The following is a 20,203-nucleotide window of genomic DNA, read 5'->3' on the forward strand; positions in this document are numbered from 1 at the left end:
AGGATAGTGCGGGCGTGGGTTTAAAACGCGTGGGTTTTCGACAGCATTTTGCTGTCTCCGACATCGGTGCGGGCTAGCCGCGGCGGCGCTGCTGCGGTTGTGCTGCGGGCATGGGGCGCGCGGCAGGGTTCAGTCGGAACGGAATGATCTCTGCCGAGTCAGACACATCCACCTTGGGTTGCTGCGGCTGAGGCGGCATTGTGATCAGGCTGTCGACAACGGGCTTGCCGATACCTTGCTGAACGGGCGTGACGCGGCTGACGCGGCGTACGTTCCGTGTGGCGATCACGTCGAATTCGACGACATCGCCCACGTCAAAAAACGCATCCGGAATGTCCGCACATGCGGCCCCAGACAAAAAGGCGAGATCCCCGTGATCCTCGCACCAGATCACAGCTTTCTCGGTTGCTGGATCGCTCCACAGTATGACACCAATCATTGCTCTACCCAGAGTTGGACACGGTTTATCAAACTCAATTCTGGACATTTGGAACATGACTAAGTCAGCAACGTGCGCTTGCATTTTGTGTCGGTAACAGTATCGTTAGGTTGCAAATTAGCGTCACCGTTGACGCTAAAACGCATCAGTGCACCGGCGACCAGAAGCTTAATGGCGTCACGTTAACGATCAGCATTCAAGACACAGCACGAACGAAGAGACGACCATGCCAGAAATGCGCAGATCACCAGCGGAATTGCGCAGCATGTTCGGGGAAAACCTGCGGATTCTCGCAAGCGATTATCCTTCCATTTCAGAACTGTCTCGACAGCTGGGTATCAATCGGACGCAGTTCAACCGCTATCTGTCAGGAGAGAGCTTCCCCAGACCGGATGTGCTGTCTCGGATTTGCGACTTCTTTGACGTCGATGCGCGGGTGTTGCTTGAACCGGTGCAGAATATCGCGTCCGGCGCTGACCCTCTCACGGGCCCATTTCTCAAGGAATATGTGGGGGTTGGCGTTAAATCGGTGGACGAGGATATGTTCCCGACCGGCTTTTATCGCTTCTCGCGCCGCAGCTTTCTGGAACTGGATCAATACGTGACCGGACTGGTCCGTGTGTTCCGCGACAACGGGGCAACCGTGGTGCGCGGTTACGAAACACGCGCGGCCCTCAGTACGCAGGGCATGTCCGTGACCCGGCAGGCGCGCGAGTTCCGCGGCCTTGTATTGCGGCAGGAGGACGGTGTCAGCGCCCTCATCTCTCGGCGTGGCGCCCATACGGCGTCGTTCAATTATCTCAGCCGCGTGACGTCGTTCGAAAACAATTTTTGGGTCGGCTACATAACGCGCACGATCAAGGAATCTATCGGCGACGAACGAATCGTTCGGATGGTTTATGAGTATCTGGGCACCGATTTCGGCCCTGCGAAAGAAGCCGCGCGTCGCGCGGGATACTGCACGGCAGACGAATTGGCGCCGTTTGAACGGCGCCTGCTCAAGGTCGGTGAGCCTTTCGCATAGGTTTTTGGCGAACCGGCCTGCTCGCGAATTAGTCGCCGCGGGGCAGGGCAGCGACACCCGTACGGGCCACTTCGACCAGCCCCAAGGGGCGCATCAGATCGGCAAAAGCGTCGATCTTGTCCGGCGCGCCAGTGATTTCGAACACGAAGCTTTCCAGCGTGCTGTCGACCACATTGGCGCGGAAGATGTCGGCAAGACGCAGCGCCTCGACCCGCTTGTCGCCTTGACCGGCCACCTTGAACATCGCCAACTCGCGTTCGACCGAGGGGCCTTCGACTGTCAGGTCATGCACCTCATGCACAGAAACAATCCGGCCCAGTTGCGCCTTGATCTGTTCAATCACCTGCGGCGTGCCCACCGTCACGATGGTGATGCGCGATAGGTGCCCAGTGTGATCCACCTCGGCCACGGTCAGGCTTTCAATGTTGTATCCGCGGCCCGAGAACAAGCCGATGACACGGGCCAGAACACCCGGTTCGTTTTCGACCAGTACGGCCAGCGTGTGGCGTTCTTCCACGTCCGAGAATGTTGGGCGTAGGTTATAGGCTGAGTGGCTGGTTGAGCCTTTTTTGATCTTTAGTGCGGACATCGTCTTTTCCTTGTCGTAGCCGGAAATTTACAAAATTTCCGGACCGTTTTCTTTGTAAGAAAACGGCGCGTTACACCAGCACCGAACCTTTGGCATCAATCACACCCTGCGTCTCGGCCTCGCCCAGCAGCATCTCATTGTGCGCCTTGCCCGACGGGATCATGGGGAAGCAGTTCTCGTGCTTCTCCACTAAACAGTCGAACAGAACCGGACCGTCGTGATTGATCATCTCCATGATCGCATCATCCAGATCATCGGGGTCTGAACACAGAATGCCCTTGGCCCCAAACGCCTCGGCCAGCTTCACGAAATCAGGCAAGCTTTCCGACCAGGAATGCGAATAGCGCTCGCCATGCAGCAACTCCTGCCACTGGCGCACCATACCCAGACGTTCGTTGTTCAGGATGAACTGCTTGACCGGCAGGTTGAACTGCATCGCCGTGCCAAGTTCCTGCATGTTCATCAGCCATGACGCTTCGCCCGCGACGTTGATCACCAGCGCTTCCGGATGCCCCATCTGAACACCGATGGAGGCGGGGAAGCCATAGCCCATTGTGCCGAGACCGCCCGAGGTCATCCAGCGGTTCGGATCCTCGAACCCAAGATACTGCGCGGCCCACATCTGGTGCTGTCCCACTTCGGTGCAGATATAACGGTCGTGATCCTTGGTCAGCGCCTCAAGCCGGGCCAGCGCGTGCTGCGGCTTGATCGTCTTGCCGGTCTGCTGGAACTTCAGGCAATCCACGGCCTTCCATTCTTCGATCTTCGACCACCATTGCGCGACGGCGGATTGGTTCGTCTTGCGTCCGCGCGACTTCCAGACCTTCAGGATGTCTTCCAGCACGTGGCCCACATCGCCCACAATCGGGATGTCCGCCTTGATCACCTTGTTGATCGAAGACGGGTCGATGTCGATATGCGCCTTCTTCGACTTGGGGCTAAAGGCGTCGATGCGCCCCGTGATCCGGTCGTCAAAACGCGCGCCGATGTTGATCATCAGGTCGCAGTCGTGCATCGCCATATTGGCTTCATAAAGCCCGTGCATGCCCAGCATGCCCATCCAATGCTTGCCGCTCGCCGGGTAGCAGCCCAGCCCCATGAGGGTTGAAGTGATGGGAAAGCCCGTCGCATCCACCAACTCACGCAGAAGCTGGCTGGCACCGGGGCCGGAGTTGATCACGCCACCACCGGTATAGAAAATCGGGCGTTTGGCTGTCTCAATGGCCGCAACCAGCTCCGTGATCGCCTCCATGTCGCCCTTAACCTGCGGCTGGTAATGCGAGGTCGATGGTTTCGGCGGCTGATACGTGCCTTGCGCAAACTGCACATCCTTGGGGATGTCGATCAGCACAGGGCCGGGGCGGCCAGCGGTCGCCACATGAAACGCCTCGTGCAGTACGCCGGGCAGCCTGTCCGTCTCTTTCACCAGCCAGTTGTGCTTGGTGCAAGGGCGGGTGATGCCCACGGTATCGGCTTCCTGAAAGGCGTCCGACCCGATCATAAACGTCGGCACCTGGCCCGTCAGCACCACAATCGGGATCGAATCCATCAGCGCATCAGTGAGGCCCGTTACCGCATTCGTCGCACCGGGGCCCGAGGTCACAAGACACACACCCGGCTTGCCGGTGGCGCGCGCATATCCTTCGGCGGCATGGACGGCGCCCTGCTCGTGGCGCACCAGAATGTGCTTGATCGAGTTCTGCTGAAAGATCTCGTCGTAAATCGGTAGCACAGCGCCACCGGGATATCCGAATACCGTGTCCACACCCTGGTCGATCAGGGCTTGGACGACCATTTTCGCTCCGGTCATTTGACGTGTCATGTTCCGCGTGCTCCGATATTGCGGTTTGTCATTGCGCATAAAAAAACCCCCGGGTTTCGGGGGCGCATGGGTGCCGGTCTGGATTTCCGTTACCGGCCCATGCGCGTGTCCAATACGATGACGACTAGTTCGGTCATACCTGACGGTCCTTCAATGCGTGGGCGGACATTATGCATGGCTCCAAGGGGCGTCAACAGCCGAAAACCAGAAAAATCTGTCCCGAGGTCAGAAAAATGCGCAATTATCTTGCGCAAACCCGCGGGCTGCCGAAAGGAAGCGAATTTAGCGGCGGGGTGACGGCCCCAAGTCAGCCGAATTGCCGGTCATGGCGGCAATGTCGCGGCGGGCCGTCGTGGCCAGCATCTGGATCTCTTCGGCCAATGTCTTGAACTCAACCGCGATCACGCCCAGGCCCCGGCCCGCATCACCAACGCGCGCGGCCTCAACCGAGGCGTTCAGCGACACCAGCCGCACATGCTTGCCGATCTGTTCCAGACGCCCCAGGGTCTTGGTGATGGCCTGACCGGCGGCAGCGGCATGTTCCAACTCCTGATGCCGCGTGGCATCCAGATCGGCCCACAAGCCGTCACAGAACGCGGTCACCTTTTCAAAGAACCCACCGCGCCCCACGCGCAGATGCTCGGCCAGCGCATCGCGCATCTGACGCACATCATCGCCCTCGGCGGCAATCACAACCGCATGGGTCAAATCCCGCATCTCGACAAAGGCCGCGACAGAGCGCGGGTGTGCTGCGCCATGCTGGCCAATCCAGTCACAAACCCAGCCCGGAACAGCCTGTAACGGGTCGCTGCCCTGCACCAGCGACGCTGCACGCGCCACCGCTTCACCCTGTTCCCGCAGAACAACGCGCCACTGCGCCCGCGTCTCCGCATCCTCGGGACCCAGCGGATTGACCCGAAACAGATAGCTGCCAAAAAGTGCTGCGCGGATCGTACGCGCACGGGTCGTCGCAATCAGATCAATGGCCGATCTGCGCTGCGCAAATCGTTCCGCGTCCGTTTCGGCAACCAAAGGGTTCGGCAAGGGGTGCACCATATACCCCACTTGCCAGCAATGAATGTAGAAATGGTTAGTGCCGGGCGGCTACAGCGCGTTTCCCGTCCCCTGCAGCACCCCATGCTCCAACGCATAGCGCGTCAAACCAGCGGTCGAGGATATGCCGAGCTTCCGCTTGATATTCTTGCGATGCGTCTCGACCGTCCGGACGGAGATATCGAGGGCAATCGCCACCTCCTTGTTCGACAGCCCCTGCGCCAGTTGCAAAAGGATCGTCTGTTCGCGCCCCGTCAGCGCACCCGCCGTGTCGGACCGCTTGGGCGCAATGGCCCCCTCGGCACCCGTACACAGGTACCGCTTGCCCTTCATCACGGTCTCGACCGCTTCGGCAATCTCTTCTGTCGGCACGTCCTTCAGGACATAACCCATCGCCCCATGGCTCAGCGCGGATGAAATATATTCGGGACTGTCATGCATCGACAGGATCAGGATGCGGGTGCCCGGACGCTTTTCCAACACCAGTTCCGTTGCCGTCAGCCCGCCCATCTCGGGCATGTTCAAATCCATCAGGATCACGTCGGGGTCAAAATTGTCCAACTGGTCCATCAGCATCCGCCCGTTGTTGAGGGTGCCGACAACGCTGATCCCGTCCTGATCCTCCAACACGGATTGAATGCCTTGGGCGACCATCGGATGATCGTCAACGATGAGAACGCGAATAGTGTCGGTCATGCGCGTGCGCGCTCCTTCTTGGTCGTCGCGGTTTCGGGCCGCAACAGATGGGTCAGGGGAACAGTCGCCTCGATCATCGTACCACCATCGGGCCCGGCACCTGAAAGAATACGCAAGGTGCCGTCCAGCTGCTCGACCCGTTCCTGCATGTTGCGCAATCCGATGCCCGAGGATCGGCGGCTCAGCGTCCGGTCCAGCCCGACACCATTGTCGGAAATGCGCAGAGTCGCGCCGCGCTTGTGACCGCGGATGTCCACTGACACATATGTCGCCGCCGCATGACGCTCGATATTGGTCAGCGCCTCCTGCGCAATCCGGTAAAGCGCGATCTTGGCGTCCTGATCCAGACGGTTGCGGAACACCACCGTGTTGAATTCCGTCTCCACCCCGGTCCGGGTCGCAAAATCCTCCACCAGCGCCTTCAGCGCCGGACCCAGTCCCAGATCATCCAGTGCACCGGGGCGCAGATCGCGGCTGATCCGGCGCACCTCGGAAATGGCGGTGCCGAGGTTTTCGATCCCTTGGGTCAGTGGCGTGGTCGGATCACCATTGCCCTTGTCCAGACGCCTGCGCGCACTGTCGAGCGCATAGCGCACCCCCACAAGGATCTGGCTGATCCCGTCGTGCAATTCGCGCGCCACACGGCCGCGTTCCTCTTCCTGCGCGTCAAACACGCGCTGGGTCAGCTTCTTCAGCTTGGCATCCGCCAGACGGCGTTCGCGGATGTTCAATGCCATGCCGGACCCAAACACCATCAGCAGCGCGGCCAGTGTGATGCCTGATATATAGTAGAAGGTGCGTTGCACCCGCGTCTCCACGTCCGCGCGCGCCTCGGCCACGGATGTCAGAACATCGTCGATGAACACGCCTGTACCCACAGCCCACCGCCAGGATGGGAAGGATGTGACATAGGTGATCATCTCCGCCTCTTGCCCGTTTGACGGCTTGGGCCACAGATGGGTCAGGTATCCGTCGCCCTGCCGCGCAATGTCGATCAGGCGCGCCACTACGCGCGTGCCATCGCTGTCGGTCAGCTCCAGATGATTGCGGTTGATCATGTTGGTCTGGCGCGGGTTCACAAGGTTCGTGCCGTCATAATCATAGACAAAGAAAAACCCCTCATCCCCGTAGATCATCGCCGACAGGATCTGGGCCACCTGATCCTTCGCCTCCTGATCATCGGGGGCAGCAGAGCCATAGATAAAGTAAAACCCGTTGCGGGCCTGCGTGACGTAGTTGCGCAACTCACGCTTCTTGGCCTCGATCAGTTGCGATTCCAGCGCCTGTATCTCGCGCTCGGCCAGCGCACGGGACTGCACGGCCACAAGCAAGGCAATAGCCGCCACCGCAAGGATCAGAGGCACCGCCGCCACAAGGGACAGCTTCTGCGCATAGCTCAGGCGCATATGGGAAAACATGTCGCGCACAGTCTGATTCGATACGCGGAATGGCGCTCGAATCAAAGGGGCAGGGCATGTTTTGATCGCGCTAACAGGATGACTTCGGTGTGTTTGGGCCGTGTCCGGGGTATGTAGCGATGGTGAAATTGGTGAAAAATCCTGACCAAAATCGGCAAATTGCCAGCTTTCTACGCAGTACTAGGTATTTTCATCGCGGACCTCATCACTAATGTGGCCGCACTCGAAACGATCCGCCCGCCCTGGGAGGGGATGGGTGTTATAATTGGGAGGAGTATCTCTATGGATCGTCGTTCTTTTCTAAAGACATCGGCACTGGGTGGTTCGGCTGCCGCCGCCACGACGCTGGCTGCACCGGCTTACGCGCAGGGCAAGCGCACGCTGACCATGGTCACCTCGTGGCCGCGCGGCTTTGCCGTTCTGGATGATGCGGCAACGTATCTTGAGCAATTCGTGGGCGCGATGTCCGATGGCCAGCTGACCATCGAAAAGAAAGCGCCCGGTGAGCTTGTGGGCGCCTTCGAAGTGTTCGACGCCGTGTCGTCGGGCCAGGCGGACATGTATCACTCGGCTGACTACTACTTCATCGGTCAGCACCCGGGCTACGCCTACTTTACCGCCGTGCCCTTCGGCGGCACCGCGCAGGAAGTGACCAACTGGTACGAGCACGGCGGCGGCCAGGAGCTGCACGACGAGCTGGGCGAAATCTTCAACCTCAAGGGTCTGCTGGCCGGTAACTCCGGGTCGCAATCCGGTGGCTGGTTCCGCAACGAGATCAACTCGGCGGCCGACTTCAACGGCCTGAAGTTCCGTATGCCTGGCCTCGGCGGCAAGGTGCTCGGCAAGCTGGGCGCATCCGTACAGAACATCCCCGGCGGCGAACTGTATCAGGCGCTGTCCTCCGGTGCTCTGGACGGTCTGGAGTGGGTTGGCCCGATGGCCGACGAACGCGCCGGCTTCCAGGAAGTGGCGAAAGTCTACTACACCGCCGGCTTCCACGAGCCGGGCTCGGCGCTGGCCGCCAACGTCAACCTCGACGTCTGGAACGACCTGACACCGCAACAGCAAGCGATCCTGACCAACGCATCGCGCGCCACCACGCACTACCAGCTGGCCGAAACACTGGCCAACAACGGTGCGGCCCTGGCACGCCTGCAACAGCAGGGCGTCAAGACGCTGCAATTCTCGGACGACGTCTGGGACGCATTCGGCGCCGCCTCGGCAGAGGTCATGGACGAGAACATGGGCGACGAGCTCTTCGCGAAAATCCGCGCCTCGTTCGAAGCCAGCCTGGCCAACTCGGCCAGCTGGATCAACAAATCCGACGGCTACTACGTCCAACAGCGCGTGCGCGTGCTGGGCGGCTAAGCCGACACCATCAAAATCAGCCAAGGGCCCCGATGATCGGGGCCCTTGGTCCACGTGAGGAACTGAGGCGATCCGCGGACTGTGACAGGACCGTATCGCAGGGGGCACATCCATGGAAAACGAGAACGGGGCGGAAGCCGCGGGCACCTTTGCAGCGATCATAGACGGCGTTCTGTGGTTCTTTCAGAACCTCGCAATGGCCTTCTACAATATCGCCTACGCGATCACCCACCCGGGGTCGTGGCTGGACTGGGTCACCTGGGCCAACACCGACGAAGACAAGCTGTCGCTGATGAAGTTCGTCTACTACGGCGGCTCGGTCGAGTTCTTCTTCGCCATCCTCGCGATCATCGTGGTGGTCACGGCCATCGGCCTCTGGCGCAACGAATTCATGTGGGGCTGCGTGCGGGTGATGGAAGGCATCGCCAACACATCCGGCCGCTTCTTTGCCTGGGCAGGGCTCTTGATGGTGATCCAGCAGATCATCATCGTCTTTATGCAGCGGATCTTTACTCGACCGGACATCTCGTTCGGCTTCGGCATCCCGCTGCAATTCGACATTTCGTGGTTCGCCGAAGAACTTAAGCTGTACAACGCTCTGGTCGTCTGCATGTGCGTGACCTACACGTTCGTGCAAGGCGGACATGTGCGGGTCGACCTGGTCTATTCGGCCGTCAAACACCGGACCAAGCGGGTCATCGACATGTGCGGCTGCATCCTGTTCATGATGCCGTCCGCCACGCTGATCTGGATGTACGGCTGGTACTTCATGTGGCGGCACCTGGTCACACCGAAACCGGCGGCCAGCTGGGACCTCGAGCGGGCAGAACGCTCGGCCCGGGCCGTGCGCTGGAATGTCGAAACCATCGGGTTCAGCCCCAACGGCTTCAACGGTTACTTCCTGTTCAAGATCCTGCTGGTGGCCTTTGCCGGGCTCGTCTTCCTGCACGCAATTGCGTTCTTCTACCGCTGCTTCCTGGAATGGAAGGAGGGCGAGGAAAGCGAAGGCAAGTACCTCGACCGCGACACGCTGGGCGAGGGCGAAGAAGCCTATGAGGGGACGCACTGATGAGCCTGCAGCACCCCAACACACCCAAGACGCGTGCGCTGCACGCCCAAGAACCGAAGTAAGGGCTGACCCATGTTGTTTGGACTTGATGGCGTAGAGATCGGCCTGATCATCGTCTTTATCTGCCTCTTCGGCGGCATTCTTTCCGGCTTTCCGGTGGCCTTCGCCATCGCGGGGGCGGGGGTCATCTCCTTCGGGATCATCGCTGCACTCGACAGTGCGGGGCTGCTGATTCACCAGGCGATTGACGAAAGCACGCAAGCCTACCGCGACCTCGTGAATTCGGGGATCAAACCCGACACGATCAGCGTCTTCCGATACCCGGACTTGCCGCGGATTGGCGAGCCGGTCTTCCCCAGCGGCTGGGAAGTGGCGCTGGACCGCAACGTGTCCTTTGTCGTGAACCGGATGAACGAACGGGTCCTTGCGGGCCAGTCGATCGAGACGCTGCTTGCGGTGCTGATGTTCGTCCTGATGGGCATCACGCTGGAACGGTCGAAAATCGCAAACGACCTGCTGACCACCATGGCGCGCGTCTTTGGCCCGCTGCCCGGCGGTTTGGCGGTGTCCATCGTGGTTGTTGGCGCGTTCCTCGCGGCCTCCACCGGGATCGTGGGCGCCACGGTCGTGACCATGGGTCTGCTCGCCCTGCCGACCATGCTGCGCAACAACTACTCGCCCGAGATTGCAACAGGGGTCATCGCGGCCTCAGGCACGCTGGGGCAGATCATCCCGCCCTCCATCGTGATCGTTCTTCTGGGCACGCTCGCCGGTGACCTCTATTCTGCGGCGCAGGAAAACCGCGCGCAGCTTGCGGGCTGTACCGACGCGCTGACCTATCTGGGCGAACCTGCCGTTGTGTCCGTGGGCACGCTGTTCCAGGCGGCGCTTTTGCCGGGGATCATGCTGGCGCTGCTCTATGCGCTCTATGCGTTCGGCTTTGCGCTTTTGAACCCGGATAAGGCCCCTGCAGTCGAAATGGGCGCCACCAACGCCGAACCGATCACCCGCAACGAAGCCTTCACGTGGTTCCTGGGCGCACCTGTCCTGATTATCGTGGGCACGATCCTGCTGGGCAACCTCAACATCGTGGGCAGCCAGTCCACGCAGGTCTCCGCCTTCTCCGACATTGGCCAGGCGGCCAGCCTGCGCACCAATGTGGGTGAGGAATGCAAGGCGTCCATGATCGAACTGCACGGACAAGCGGCATGGGACGATGCTGTGGCCCAACAGGAGGAGATTGACGCCGCCGGTGGTGTGCAGCAATCGCAGCGCCTCACGGATGAGGAGTTCGCCGCAGCCGTCGACGCCAAGGTCGCCAACGCAGCGCCAATTGGTACAGGCACAGCGATCCTGCTGGTGCTGCTGGGCCTGATCCTGACCACGGCCAAGGGCATCGCGCCCAGCCGCGAAAACCAGCCGCTGCTGATCGGTGGTATCGGCGTCGTGCTGGCGCTGCTTGTGGACATCATCCTGCTGGGGCCGACCAACAGCTCGGGCTTCTATGTCTTTGCCATGGCCATTCCCTTTGCGCTGATCTTCTATGGCGTGGTTGAGGGGGTGAAGCGTTGTGCCCAGAACGAGTTGGTGCGCGTGGTCTTCCCGCCGCTGATCCTGATCGTGGCTGTGCTTGGCTCGATCCTGGGCGGCATCACCAACCCGACACCTGCAGCCGCACTGGGGGCAGGTGGGGCGATCATGCTCGCCGCCTATCGCAAGCTGACGGATATGGACCGCAGCCCCAAGGTGATCATCTGGTCCACGCTGGCCATCGTGATCTGTATTCTGGTGGGGGTGAACTTCGATCTACGGATCAACCAACCGAACGTATCGGCCCAAAGCTGGTTCGCCTTCTTCGTGGCCTATGGCGCCTATCTCTACGCTCTGTTCGGTCTGCTGTTCTCCTGCTGGATCCTTTACACCTCGGGCGTCCTGACCCCTGTGGTGCGCGAAACGGCCAAGGTCACGTCGATGGTTTTCACCATCCTCATCGGCTCTCAGCTTCTGAACCTCGTGGTGATCTCCTTCGGGGGCGAGCATTACATCCAGCAGTTCCTCAAGTCCTTTGACAATGAGTTCACGGTCTTCCTGATTGTGATGCTGGTGCTGTTCATCCTGGGCTTCGTTCTGGACTTCCTTGAGATCATCTACATCGTGATCCCCATCGTGGGGCCTGTGATCTACGGCGGCACGTTCGATCCCAAATGGGTGACGATCATGATCGCGGTGAACCTGCAGACGTCCTTCCTGACGCCGCCCTTTGGCTTTGCGCTCTTCTATCTCAGGGGGGTCGCGCCGAAAGAGGTCACGACCGGCCACATCTACCGCGGGATCATCCCCTTCGTGTTGATCCAGGTGGCGGGGCTCGCGCTCCTGTGGACCTTCCCGGGTATCGTGACCTTGATCCCGGACCTGATCCCGAACTGATCCAAAGGAAAGGGCGGCCCAGAGGCCGCCCTTGCTTCATCATGAGGGGGCCAGCCCCCGTCGCCTTTGGCGACTCCCCCGGGATTTTTTGAAACAGGGAAGTGCGCAGCGTCGTCGGCCGGATCATGATTGACCGTTTGCGAGGGACGCCAACCGTTAAAAACGAGTTAATTTTACACCTTAAGGTGTTGATTTTGTTGATGCTGAATTTTGTCCCCGCGGGGACAGATCCGCAGTGTCAGCGCGTTGGGCGCGTGTCCGGCAGCGAGATATTGGCCACCTGTTCCGCGATGGGATCCGTCGACAACGGGTGCGTGTCGGGGCTGAAGTTTTCCGGATCCCGCATCTTCTGCCAGCGCCCGCCGAGGTACACCTCGAGTCCAGAAAACTTCGACTTGTAGCCCATCTTCTGGCTGCCGGGCACCCAATAACCCAGGTAGACATAGGGCAGGTTCGCCTCGATCGCGATCTGAACGTGGTCCAAAATCATGTATGTCCCGAGGGAGTGGCGCTGCATATCGGGGGCATAGAAACTGTAGACCATGCTGAGCCCGTCGCTCAGCACATCTGTCAGGCTCACCCCAATCAGATCGCCGGACGTCTTGTCGAGATATTCGATCACGCGGCTGCGGATCGGGGTCTCCTCGATCATTGCGGCGAATTCGAAAACGTCCATGTCGGCCATGCCACCATCTGCGTGGCGGCTGTCGAGATAGTCGCGGAAGAGGGCGTATTGATCCTCCGTCGCCCAAGGGGACGTTGCTCGACGTTCGAGGTTTTCGTTCCGCTTGGCGGTGCGTTTCTGACTTTTCGAGGGTTTGAACTCGGACACATCAATCCTGGCCGACAGGCACGCAGAGCAGTCGGCGCAGGAGGGGCGGTAGAGCACGTTCTGCGAGCGACGAAAGCCCTGCTGGCTTAGGCTGTCATTCAGTTTTTCTGCGTTTTCACCCTGCAATGCGGTGAACAGCTTCCGCTCCATCCGACCGTCCAGATATGGGCAGGGCTGGGGTGCAGTCACGTAAAACTGCGGAGCAAGGGGAAGCGTGTGGCGCATCGGGGTCCAATACAGGTTTGGCCAGATGATACCAGCGCCAATTGTGCTGACAAGTGTGTAACGTGCCGTCAGGCGCGGGCGCGGCGGTTCAGCGCTGCGCTGCCCATCACGATGTCCGTCAGGCCCTGGCCGCGGTTCGATGTCGCCATCAGGACGATAGAGACAAGTTGCAGCGGCGCGACCGCCCAGCTCACGGTGTAGCCCAGCGTGTGCAGAAAGGCCTGTCCCAAATCGAAACGGGCGCCGGACGCATCGCGCAGCTCGATCGCCATCAGACGCATGCCCCATGTGGCCGAGCCTGTGGCGAGCGTGATGGTGCGGTACATGAAGCTGACCACAGCGTAGAGCCCCATGAACACGAACAGCGCGAGAAAGGCCGTGAAGGGCACGATCAGCAGGCTGAAGAGGGCGATGATGATGGTGTCGATGATCCACGCCATAAACCGCTTGCCCGCTACATCGCGGTAAAACTGAGGCTGTGTGATTGGATCGGCGAGGTGCATTCGAGTGCTCCGATTGGGCATGAGTGCGGCCCCGGATTACGCCGGGGCCTTGTCTTGGGGTCTGGTGCTTAGTCTTCGGACTTCGCGGCCTTGGCGCGTTCGTCCATGAACTGGTCGAACTCGGCCTTGTCCTTGGCTTCGCGCAGGCGTTCGAGGAAGGCCTCGAAGTTGTGCTGCTCTTCTTCCAAGCGGCGCAGCGTATCGGCCTTGTAGGCATCAAAAGCCGAGTTGCCGGTCGAGCGCATCGTGGTCATCGCACCACCCATGCGGCGCGGCGTGCAGGATTTCGAGAACATGCGTTTGCTCCAGATCATGTAGGCCAGCAGGGCGAGGCCGACGGGCCAGAAAAAGATGAAACCGAGGACCATGGCCGCGATCCAGGCACCCTTGCCGCGTTCGTCAAGCCAGCGTTCGGTCTTGGAAAACCAGCCGCCTGCGCTGTGTTGGGCGGGGGCAGTGGTGGACATGGACGTCATTTTCAAACCTTTCGCAAAGGCGGGGTCGGCGCCCCGATGATGTGTGTGACTGTATGTGAAGCCGTTTCACATCATAGAAGATTGGGGTTGTGACCCAACGTTGCAAGGGTTGATGTGAATGTTTTTTACATATACTGAAATTACGAGGTAAAATCAGATGTTTGCGCGCCGGAAAGCCGTGCTAAATCATCTGGCGCGGCCCGAAAAACATGGTGTGGCGTGCCTGCAGCGGCCCAAACAGCGTCGAAATCACTCAGCTTAGGGTCGAAAAAGGCGCGGATCGGGTTGATATGGCCCACCGGTGCCACCCCGCCGATGGCAAAGCCTGTTTGGGCGCGGATCAGGGCGGCGTCGGCCTTTCCTAGCGCTTCACCGGCAACCTCTGTCGCCTTGGCCGCGTCGACTGTATTGCCGCCGGCGGTGATGAACAGGATTGCGGTCCCGCTGTCCTCGCCCCGAAAGATGATGGATTTGGCGATCTGGTCGATCTCGCAGCCGATAGCGGTTGCCGCATCCGCCGCCGTCCGGGCGAGCGGTGTTTCCATGATCTCGGTATCAATGTCCGCCGCCTCAAGAGCGGCGCGGACACGTTTCAGGCTCTTGCTCATTGCGCGACCCTGTCCCGAGCGCGCGGCGCATGCAAGAGGCATTGACGCGGCCGTGCGCGGCTTTGATGGTGCGCCCATGCGCTTGTCCGACCATATCACCCGCGTTCCGCGCCCCTTTGATCCCGAACGGGGGGCCGCGGCCGCGGAACTTGTGCCCGCGATCACTGACGATCTACGCGACGTGATTGTCGGAACCGCCGGATGCAGCCCCTATCTGGCCGGGTTGATCGAGAAAGAGGCCACCTGGCTGCCACAGGCGATGGACGACACAGATGCGGCGCTGGTGCAGGTGTTGTCACCGCCCGAAGCGGACCTCAATGCATTGAAGCCCGCCTTGCGCCAGGCCAAGCGGCGGGTGGCGCTGCTTGCCGGTCTGGCGGATCTGGCGGGGGCGTGGTCATTGGAAGATGTGACTGGCGCGCTCACGCGGCTCGCCGACATGGCGTGTGACGCGGCCCTGAGCGCTGCACTGGCCGAACAGGTGCGCCGTGGCAAATTGCCCGACACGGATGTGGGGGTGTTTGTTCTGGCCATGGGCAAGATGGGCGCGGGTGAGTTGAACTACTCCTCGGACATCGACCTGATTTGCCTGTTTGACGAGACGCGCCATGATCCCGCCGACTATGCCGCTATACGCAAGGCATGCGTGCGCGCGGTGCAGGACATGTGCAAGGTGCTGAGCGATCTGACCCCGGACGGCTATGTCTTTCGCACCGACCTGCGGCTGCGGCCAGACCCATCGGTGAACCCGGTGGTCCTGTCGGCGGGCGCGGCGGAGCGGTATTACGAAAGCCTTGGACGCACATGGGAGCGCGCGGCCTATATCAAGGCGCGGCCCTGCGCCGGCGACATCGCGGCGGGGGATGCGTTTCTGGAGGAGTTGCGCCCCTTTGTCTGGCGCCGCCATCTGGACTTTGCAGCCGTGCAGGACGCGCATGACATGCGCCTCGCCATCCGCGCCCACAAGGGCACCGGCGGGCCAATCACACTGCCGGGCCATGATATGAAGCTGGGCCGTGGAGGAATTCGTGAGATTGAGTTTTTCACCCAGACCCGTCAACTGATTGCAGGGGGGCGGGACGCTGACCTGCGGGTGCGCGACACCGTGACCGGCCTGAAGCGGCTGGCCGAGAAGGACTGGGTGACAGCAGGCACGCGCGACATGCTGATCGATCACTACCGCTTTGCCCGCAGGGTTGAGCACCGCGTTCAGATGCAGCGCGACGCGCAGACCCACAAGCTGCCGGGCAGCGATGAGGGCTTCGAACGGCTGGCCGCGATGATGGCGACGGACCGTGCGGCGCTTGAGGCAGAGTTGCGCGACCGGCTGTCCGCCGTTCATGCCGAAACCGAGGGGTTCTTTGCCCCCGACGCGGCTGAGCCTACCCCGACTGTCGCGCTGGATGCCGCCATGCAATCGCGTTGGCGCAACTATCCCGCGCTGCGCAGTGCCCGTGGGGCGGCGCTCTTTGACCGGATCGAGCCGATGCTGATGGAGCGGCTGGGCGCTGCCACGAAGCCGCAAGAGGCGCTCGCGGCCTTTGACGGCTTCCTTGCCGGTCTGCCCGCCGGGGTGCAGCTGTTTGCGCTGTTCGAGGCGAACCCGCAGCTTGTCGATCTGCTGGTGGATATTGTGGGCACGTCGCCTGCCTTGGCGCACTATCTGTCGCGCAACGCCGCGGTTTTGGATGCGGTGATCGGCGGCAGTTTCTTTGCCCCGTGGCCAGGGCTGGATGCGCTGACCGGGATGGCGGTGGACCGCCTCGCTGCGGAAGATGATTACGAGGCCAAGCTCGACGCCATTCGGGCCTGGGCCAAGGAATGGCATTTCCGGGTGGGTGTGCATCACTTGCGGCAACTGACCTCGGCTATTGAGGCGGGCAAGCAGTACAGCGATCTGGCGCGCGCCAGCATCGCCGCCCTTTGGCCCGAGGTGCAGGCCCAGTTCGCCAAGCGCCACGGGCCGCCGCCCGGGCGTGGAGGCGTGGTCCTGGGGATGGGCAGCCTGGGTGCCGGGCACCTGACGCCGCAATCCGATCTGGACCTGATCGTGGTCTACGACCCGCTCGACGATGAGCAGTCCGAGGGAAAACGCCCGTTGCCGGTCGGCAGCTACTATGCGCGGCTGACGCAAGCGATGATCACGGCGGTGACGACCCAGACGGCGCAGGGGCGTCTCTATGAGGCTGACATGCGCCTGCGCCCCTCTGGCAATCAGGGACCCGTAGCAACAAGCTGGCCATCCTTTCAGCGCTACCAGCGTGAGGATGCCTGGCTGTGGGAGCATCTTGCGCTTGTGCGGGCCACGGTCGTCGCGGGCCCAGAGGCGCTGGCCGGGGATATAGCCGCCTTTCGTGAAGAGATCATGCAGCGGCCACGGGACAAGGGCGAGGTTCTGGCCGAGCTGGCCCAGATGCGCGCGCGGATTGCGTCGGCCAAGCAGCCAGCGTCGATCTGGGATGCCAAGATCGGGCCGGGCCGCTTGCAGGACATCGAGCTTTTGGCGCAGACCGGTGCCGTTCTGATGGGCGAGCTGCGGTCGGGTGTCAGCGCTGGTCTTGACGCTTGTGTCGCCGCAGGTGTGCTGAACGACGCGGACGCACAACATCTGGCGCAGACCCATGCGCTACTCTGGACCGTGCAGATCGCGTCGCGTCTGCTGAGCACGCAGGCCGTGGACATGGATGATCTGGGTGCGGGCGGGCAGGATGTGTTGCTGCGGGCGGTTGGCTGCGATGTGCGCGACGTGGCAGAGCACAGATTGGCAGACGTCACGGCGCGCGCGGCACAGATCATAGAACAGGCGGTGGGGACATCAGAGTGATGCAAAAAGGTGATGATCTGGACCCCAAGGGCCTGATCTTTGAAGCATATCGCATTGACGGGATTTCGGGCCCCGAATGCCGGACCATCTTTCTGGACTGGGCGTTGAGCGTGCCCGGCACCCATGTGCCTGCCGATCTGATCGCAGCACTTTTGCAACGGTACGAGGGCGCCTATCCCGACCACCCGATGACCCAAACGCTGAAAGAAGGGCTGGAGAGGATCGGACAGCCGCGGCGCCGCGGCGGGTGGCGCAGTCGGCCACGGGATGCGTAACGCGTCAGCGGTCTCGCGCATTTCCGGCCTTTCGCAGTCCTGCCATTGGCACTAGAGGGTAGCGGCATGACTGCCTCTCCCATCTCCGACCGCCCCGTGTTGCGTATGCGTCCCAAGACGGACGCGCGGCGCATTCGTCATGGGTTCCCGTGGGTCTATTCCAACGAAGTGGTTCTGGACCGCCGGACGAAAGGCCTGGCGCCGGGCACGCTCGCGGTGCTTGAGGATGCCAACCGCAGCCCGCTTGGCCTCGTGGCGGTCAACCCGCTGTCAAAGATCGTTGGGCGTGTGCTTGACCGTGATCCGGCGGCGTCGGTGGACGCAGACTGGATGCGCGCGCGCATTTCAGGGGCGCTGGCCTTGCGGGAGCGGCTCTTTGATGCGCCGTTCTACCGTCTGATCCACGCCGAAGCGGATGGCCTGCCCGGTGTCATCGTTGACCGCTTTGGTGACGTGGCCGTGATCCAGCCCAATGCCGCCTGGGCTGAGATGTATCTGGACCTGATCGCGGCTGCGCTGGTTGAGGTCGCGGGCGTGACGCACCTGATCAAGAATGCCAGCGGACGGACCCGCGCGCTGGAGGGGCTGGACGATCAGACCGCTGTCCTGACCGGGCAAATGCCGGATGCGCCGATCCCGGTGCCGATGAACGGCGCCACCTACATGGCCGACGTGGCGGGCGGGCAGAAGACGGGCCTGTTCTTTGATCAGCGGCCCAACCACGCCTTTGCCCAGTCGGTGGCCAGCGGCGCGCGCATGCTGGATGTGTTTTCCCACGTGGGTGGGTTCGGACTGGCCGCGCTTGCCGGTGGCGCGGCCCATGCGACTTGCGTGGATGGCTCTGCTGCCGCCCTGGAACTGGCCGGGCAGGGGGCATCTGCCATGGGCGTCACGGACAGGTTTGCCACACGACAGGGCGATGCGTTCGATGTGCTGAGCGCGCTGCAGGAAGAAGGCGCGCAATTCGATCTGGTGATCTGCGATCCACCTGCGTTCGCGCCCTCGAAACAGGCGCTGGACGCGGGCCTGCGCGCCTATGAACGGGTGGCGCGGCTCGCGGCGCCCCTCGTGGCCGAGGGCGGCATCCTGGGTCTCTGCAGTTGTTCCCACGCCGCCGATCTGGCCAAGTTCCGCGCCGCCTCCGCCCGTGGCATCGGGCGGGCCGGGCGGTCGCCTGCGCTGCTGCATACGGGCTTTGCCGGGCCGGACCACCCGCAACTGCCGCAACTGGCGGAAAGCGGCTATCTCAAGGCGCTGTTCTTCCGCCTATGAAAGTGCTGATCGACGCCAATGTCCTCTACCCGACAGTCATGCGCGAGGTGGTGCTGGGCGTGGCCACAGCCGGACTGTTTGAGCCACAATGGTCCGACCGAATTCTTGAAGAATGGGCGCGTGCCGCCGCGCGGCTCGGGCCTGAAGGTGAAGTGCAGGCACGCGGTGAGATCGCCATGCTGTCGGCGCGTTGGTCGCGCGCCAATGTCCGATATGCGCCTGAACTGGAGGCGCGTTTGTGGCTGCCGGACCCGGCGGACGTGCACGTGCTGGCCGCTGCAATCGCAGGATCGTCCGACATCATCCTGACATCAAACGCCAAGGATTTTCCGCGCAATATTCTTGCCGAAGAGGGTCTGTCGCGCGCTGATCCTGACGGGTTCCTGCTGGGATGCTTCGAGGCGCAACCAGAGGCGGTGTCACGCGCAGGCCATGCGGTTCTGACCGAAGCAAGACGCCTGTCCGGCGACGATTGGACCATGCGTAGCCTGATGAAGAAAGCGCGCCTGCCACGTCTTGGCAAAGCGCTGGAGAGGCACGGTTAAGGCGCGGGCACCTGCGCCCATTTGGCTTCCAGATCTTGCAGCGCCTTGATCCGTTCTGTGGTTTTCGGATGGCTCATCAGCCACGCGGGCACGGCACCTGAGTTCGACTTCGTCAGCTTTTCCAGCTTTTCGAACAGGGAAATCTGTGGCCCGATCCCGATGCCGGCCTTGGTCAGCAAGGCGGCGGCATAGGCGTCGGCTTCGTATTCGTCGCTGCGCGACAGACGCGCCGCCAGCAGGGTGGTCAGTGCGTTGGCGATCAGCACGCCGATGCCGGGGATGAAACGCGACAACACCATTGCAAGCGCCGTGCGCAGCGCGTTCTGCCCCGAAAAGTCGATCATCCGGCGGCGGCTGTGGCCGAGCGCCACGTGCCCCAACTCGTGCGCAATCACACTCGCCATTTCCGAGGCGGACACGGCCCCTTGCCGGAACTTGTTGTAGAACCCGCGCGTGATGAAAATGCGGCCATCGGGGGCGGCGAGCCCGTTGACCGGGTCAATCTCGTAGATGTGAACCCTGATCCGCTCAAGATCCAGCGCGGCGGCCATCTGGTCGCACATCTGGCGCAGCATCGGGTCGGCCAGTTCGGTCGACTGTGCATCAAGCTCGCGCGCCGTGCGCCAGACCGAAAAACGGTACATGACCAGGCCATAAATGATGGCCAGCAGGATCGGGGTAAACTTGATCATAGGCCAGATATGGGGCTGTTTAGGCCTGTGGGCAATATGCAACGGG

General features: G+C 61.7%; 19 protein-coding genes. 8 read left to right on the top strand and 11 right to left on the bottom strand.

The features are described 5' to 3' along the window. Positions 1–73: 73 nt before the first annotated feature. Positions 74–439: a hypothetical protein gene (locus FD715_RS01995; RefSeq protein ID WP_147104401.1), complete on the bottom strand. Its 366-nt coding sequence runs from the start codon at positions 437–439 to the stop codon at positions 74–76. Positions 440–665: 226 nt separating this feature from the next. Between FD715_RS01995 and FD715_RS02000 the strand changes: the two genes are divergently transcribed. Continuing rightward, positions 666–1,463 (top strand): helix-turn-helix domain-containing protein, encoded by a 798-nt coding sequence (locus tag FD715_RS02000; protein WP_223274702.1) that lies wholly within the window; start codon positions 666–668, stop codon positions 1,461–1,463. 28 nt (positions 1,464–1,491) lie between these two features. Here the strand turns inward: FD715_RS02000 and ilvN are convergent, their stop codons facing one another. The 5 genes from ilvN to FD715_RS02025 all read right to left on the bottom strand — a co-directional run bounded on the left by ilvN (position 1,492) and on the right by FD715_RS02025 (position 7,041). Then, on the bottom strand, positions 1,492–2,052 hold the full coding sequence (ilvN, locus tag FD715_RS02005; RefSeq protein WP_039687338.1) for an acetolactate synthase small subunit: 561 nt from the start codon (positions 2,050–2,052) through the stop codon (positions 1,492–1,494). Positions 2,053–2,122: 70 nt separating this feature from the next. Continuing rightward, a complete protein-coding gene (locus FD715_RS02010; RefSeq protein ID WP_039687882.1) occupies positions 2,123–3,874 on the bottom strand; it encodes an acetolactate synthase 3 large subunit in 1,752 nt (583 codons plus the stop codon). 282 nt (positions 3,875–4,156) lie between these two features. Then, the gene (locus tag FD715_RS22980; RefSeq protein ID WP_147104410.1) at positions 4,157–4,930 is read right to left on the bottom strand and encodes a methyl-accepting chemotaxis protein; all 774 of its coding nucleotides are present in this window, start codon (positions 4,928–4,930) and stop codon (positions 4,157–4,159) included. Positions 4,931–4,978: 48 nt separating this feature from the next. Then, positions 4,979–5,623, bottom strand: coding sequence for a response regulator transcription factor (locus FD715_RS02020; RefSeq protein ID WP_147104413.1), 645 nt, complete (start codon positions 5,621–5,623; stop codon positions 4,979–4,981). Then, a complete protein-coding gene (locus tag FD715_RS02025) occupies positions 5,620–7,041 on the bottom strand; it encodes a cache domain-containing protein (RefSeq protein WP_147104416.1) in 1,422 nt (473 codons plus the stop codon). Before FD715_RS02025 ends, FD715_RS02020 begins: the two co-directional genes overlap by 4 nt. Before the next feature lie 282 nt (positions 7,042–7,323). On the opposite strand from FD715_RS02025, the gene FD715_RS02030 reads away from it, so the two are divergent. From FD715_RS02030 to FD715_RS02040, 3 genes are all read left to right on the top strand, one after another. Continuing rightward, positions 7,324–8,409, top strand: a complete 1,086-nt coding sequence (locus FD715_RS02030) for a TRAP transporter substrate-binding protein (RefSeq protein ID WP_039687331.1) — start codon at positions 7,324–7,326, stop codon at positions 8,407–8,409. A gap of 112 nt (positions 8,410–8,521) precedes the next feature. Then, positions 8,522–9,478, top strand: coding sequence for a TRAP transporter small permease subunit (locus FD715_RS02035; protein WP_147104419.1), 957 nt, complete (start codon positions 8,522–8,524; stop codon positions 9,476–9,478). A gap of 72 nt (positions 9,479–9,550) precedes the next feature. After that, positions 9,551–11,905, top strand: a complete 2,355-nt coding sequence (locus FD715_RS02040) for a TRAP transporter large permease subunit (RefSeq protein ID WP_147104422.1) — start codon at positions 9,551–9,553, stop codon at positions 11,903–11,905. Positions 11,906–12,143: 238 nt separating this feature from the next. On the opposite strand, the gene FD715_RS02045 is transcribed toward FD715_RS02040, so the two are convergent. From FD715_RS02045 to FD715_RS02060, 4 genes are all read right to left on the bottom strand, one after another. Further along, positions 12,144–12,962, bottom strand: coding sequence for an arginyltransferase (locus tag FD715_RS02045; RefSeq protein ID WP_147104425.1), 819 nt, complete (start codon positions 12,960–12,962; stop codon positions 12,144–12,146). 68 nt (positions 12,963–13,030) lie between these two features. Beyond that, positions 13,031–13,465: an RDD family protein gene (locus FD715_RS02050; RefSeq protein WP_223274703.1), complete on the bottom strand. Its 435-nt coding sequence runs from the start codon at positions 13,463–13,465 to the stop codon at positions 13,031–13,033. A gap of 68 nt (positions 13,466–13,533) precedes the next feature. After that, complete coding sequence (locus FD715_RS02055) at positions 13,534–13,941, bottom strand: DUF2852 domain-containing protein (RefSeq protein WP_147104430.1); 408 nt, start codon at positions 13,939–13,941, stop codon at positions 13,534–13,536. A 140-nt stretch (positions 13,942–14,081) separates the two neighbouring features. Beyond that, complete coding sequence (locus tag FD715_RS02060) at positions 14,082–14,549, bottom strand: YbaK/EbsC family protein (RefSeq protein ID WP_147104433.1); 468 nt, start codon at positions 14,547–14,549, stop codon at positions 14,082–14,084. A 76-nt stretch (positions 14,550–14,625) separates the two neighbouring features. On the opposite strand from FD715_RS02060, the gene FD715_RS02065 reads away from it, so the two are divergent. From FD715_RS02065 to FD715_RS02080, 4 genes are all read left to right on the top strand, one after another. Next, positions 14,626–17,373, top strand: a complete 2,748-nt coding sequence (locus tag FD715_RS02065) for a glutamine-synthetase adenylyltransferase (RefSeq protein WP_147104436.1) — start codon at positions 14,626–14,628, stop codon at positions 17,371–17,373. After that, positions 17,373–17,648 carry a hypothetical protein gene (locus tag FD715_RS02070; RefSeq protein WP_147104439.1) on the top strand — a complete coding sequence of 92 codons (276 nt, stop codon included), beginning with the start codon at positions 17,373–17,375 and terminating at the stop codon, positions 17,646–17,648. The genes FD715_RS02065 and FD715_RS02070 overlap by 1 nt, the downstream gene beginning before the upstream one ends. Before the next feature lie 66 nt (positions 17,649–17,714). Then, positions 17,715–18,920 carry an RSP_2647 family RNA methyltransferase gene (locus FD715_RS02075; protein WP_147104442.1) on the top strand — a complete coding sequence of 402 codons (1,206 nt, stop codon included), beginning with the start codon at positions 17,715–17,717 and terminating at the stop codon, positions 18,918–18,920. Further along, positions 18,917–19,465, top strand: a complete 549-nt coding sequence (locus tag FD715_RS02080; protein WP_147104446.1) for an RSP_2648 family PIN domain-containing protein — start codon at positions 18,917–18,919, stop codon at positions 19,463–19,465. The genes FD715_RS02075 and FD715_RS02080 overlap by 4 nt, the downstream gene beginning before the upstream one ends. On the opposite strand, the gene FD715_RS02085 is transcribed toward FD715_RS02080, so the two are convergent. After that, entirely contained in the window at positions 19,462–20,157 is a 696-nt protein-coding gene (locus FD715_RS02085) for a M48 family metalloprotease (protein ID WP_147104449.1), read from the bottom strand. The genes FD715_RS02080 and FD715_RS02085 overlap by 4 nt on opposite strands. Positions 20,158–20,203: the final 46 nt, after the last annotated feature.

The sequence above is a fragment of the Tateyamaria sp. syn59 genome (assembly GCF_007995245.1).
Taxonomy (GTDB): domain Bacteria; phylum Pseudomonadota; class Alphaproteobacteria; order Rhodobacterales; family Rhodobacteraceae; genus Tateyamaria.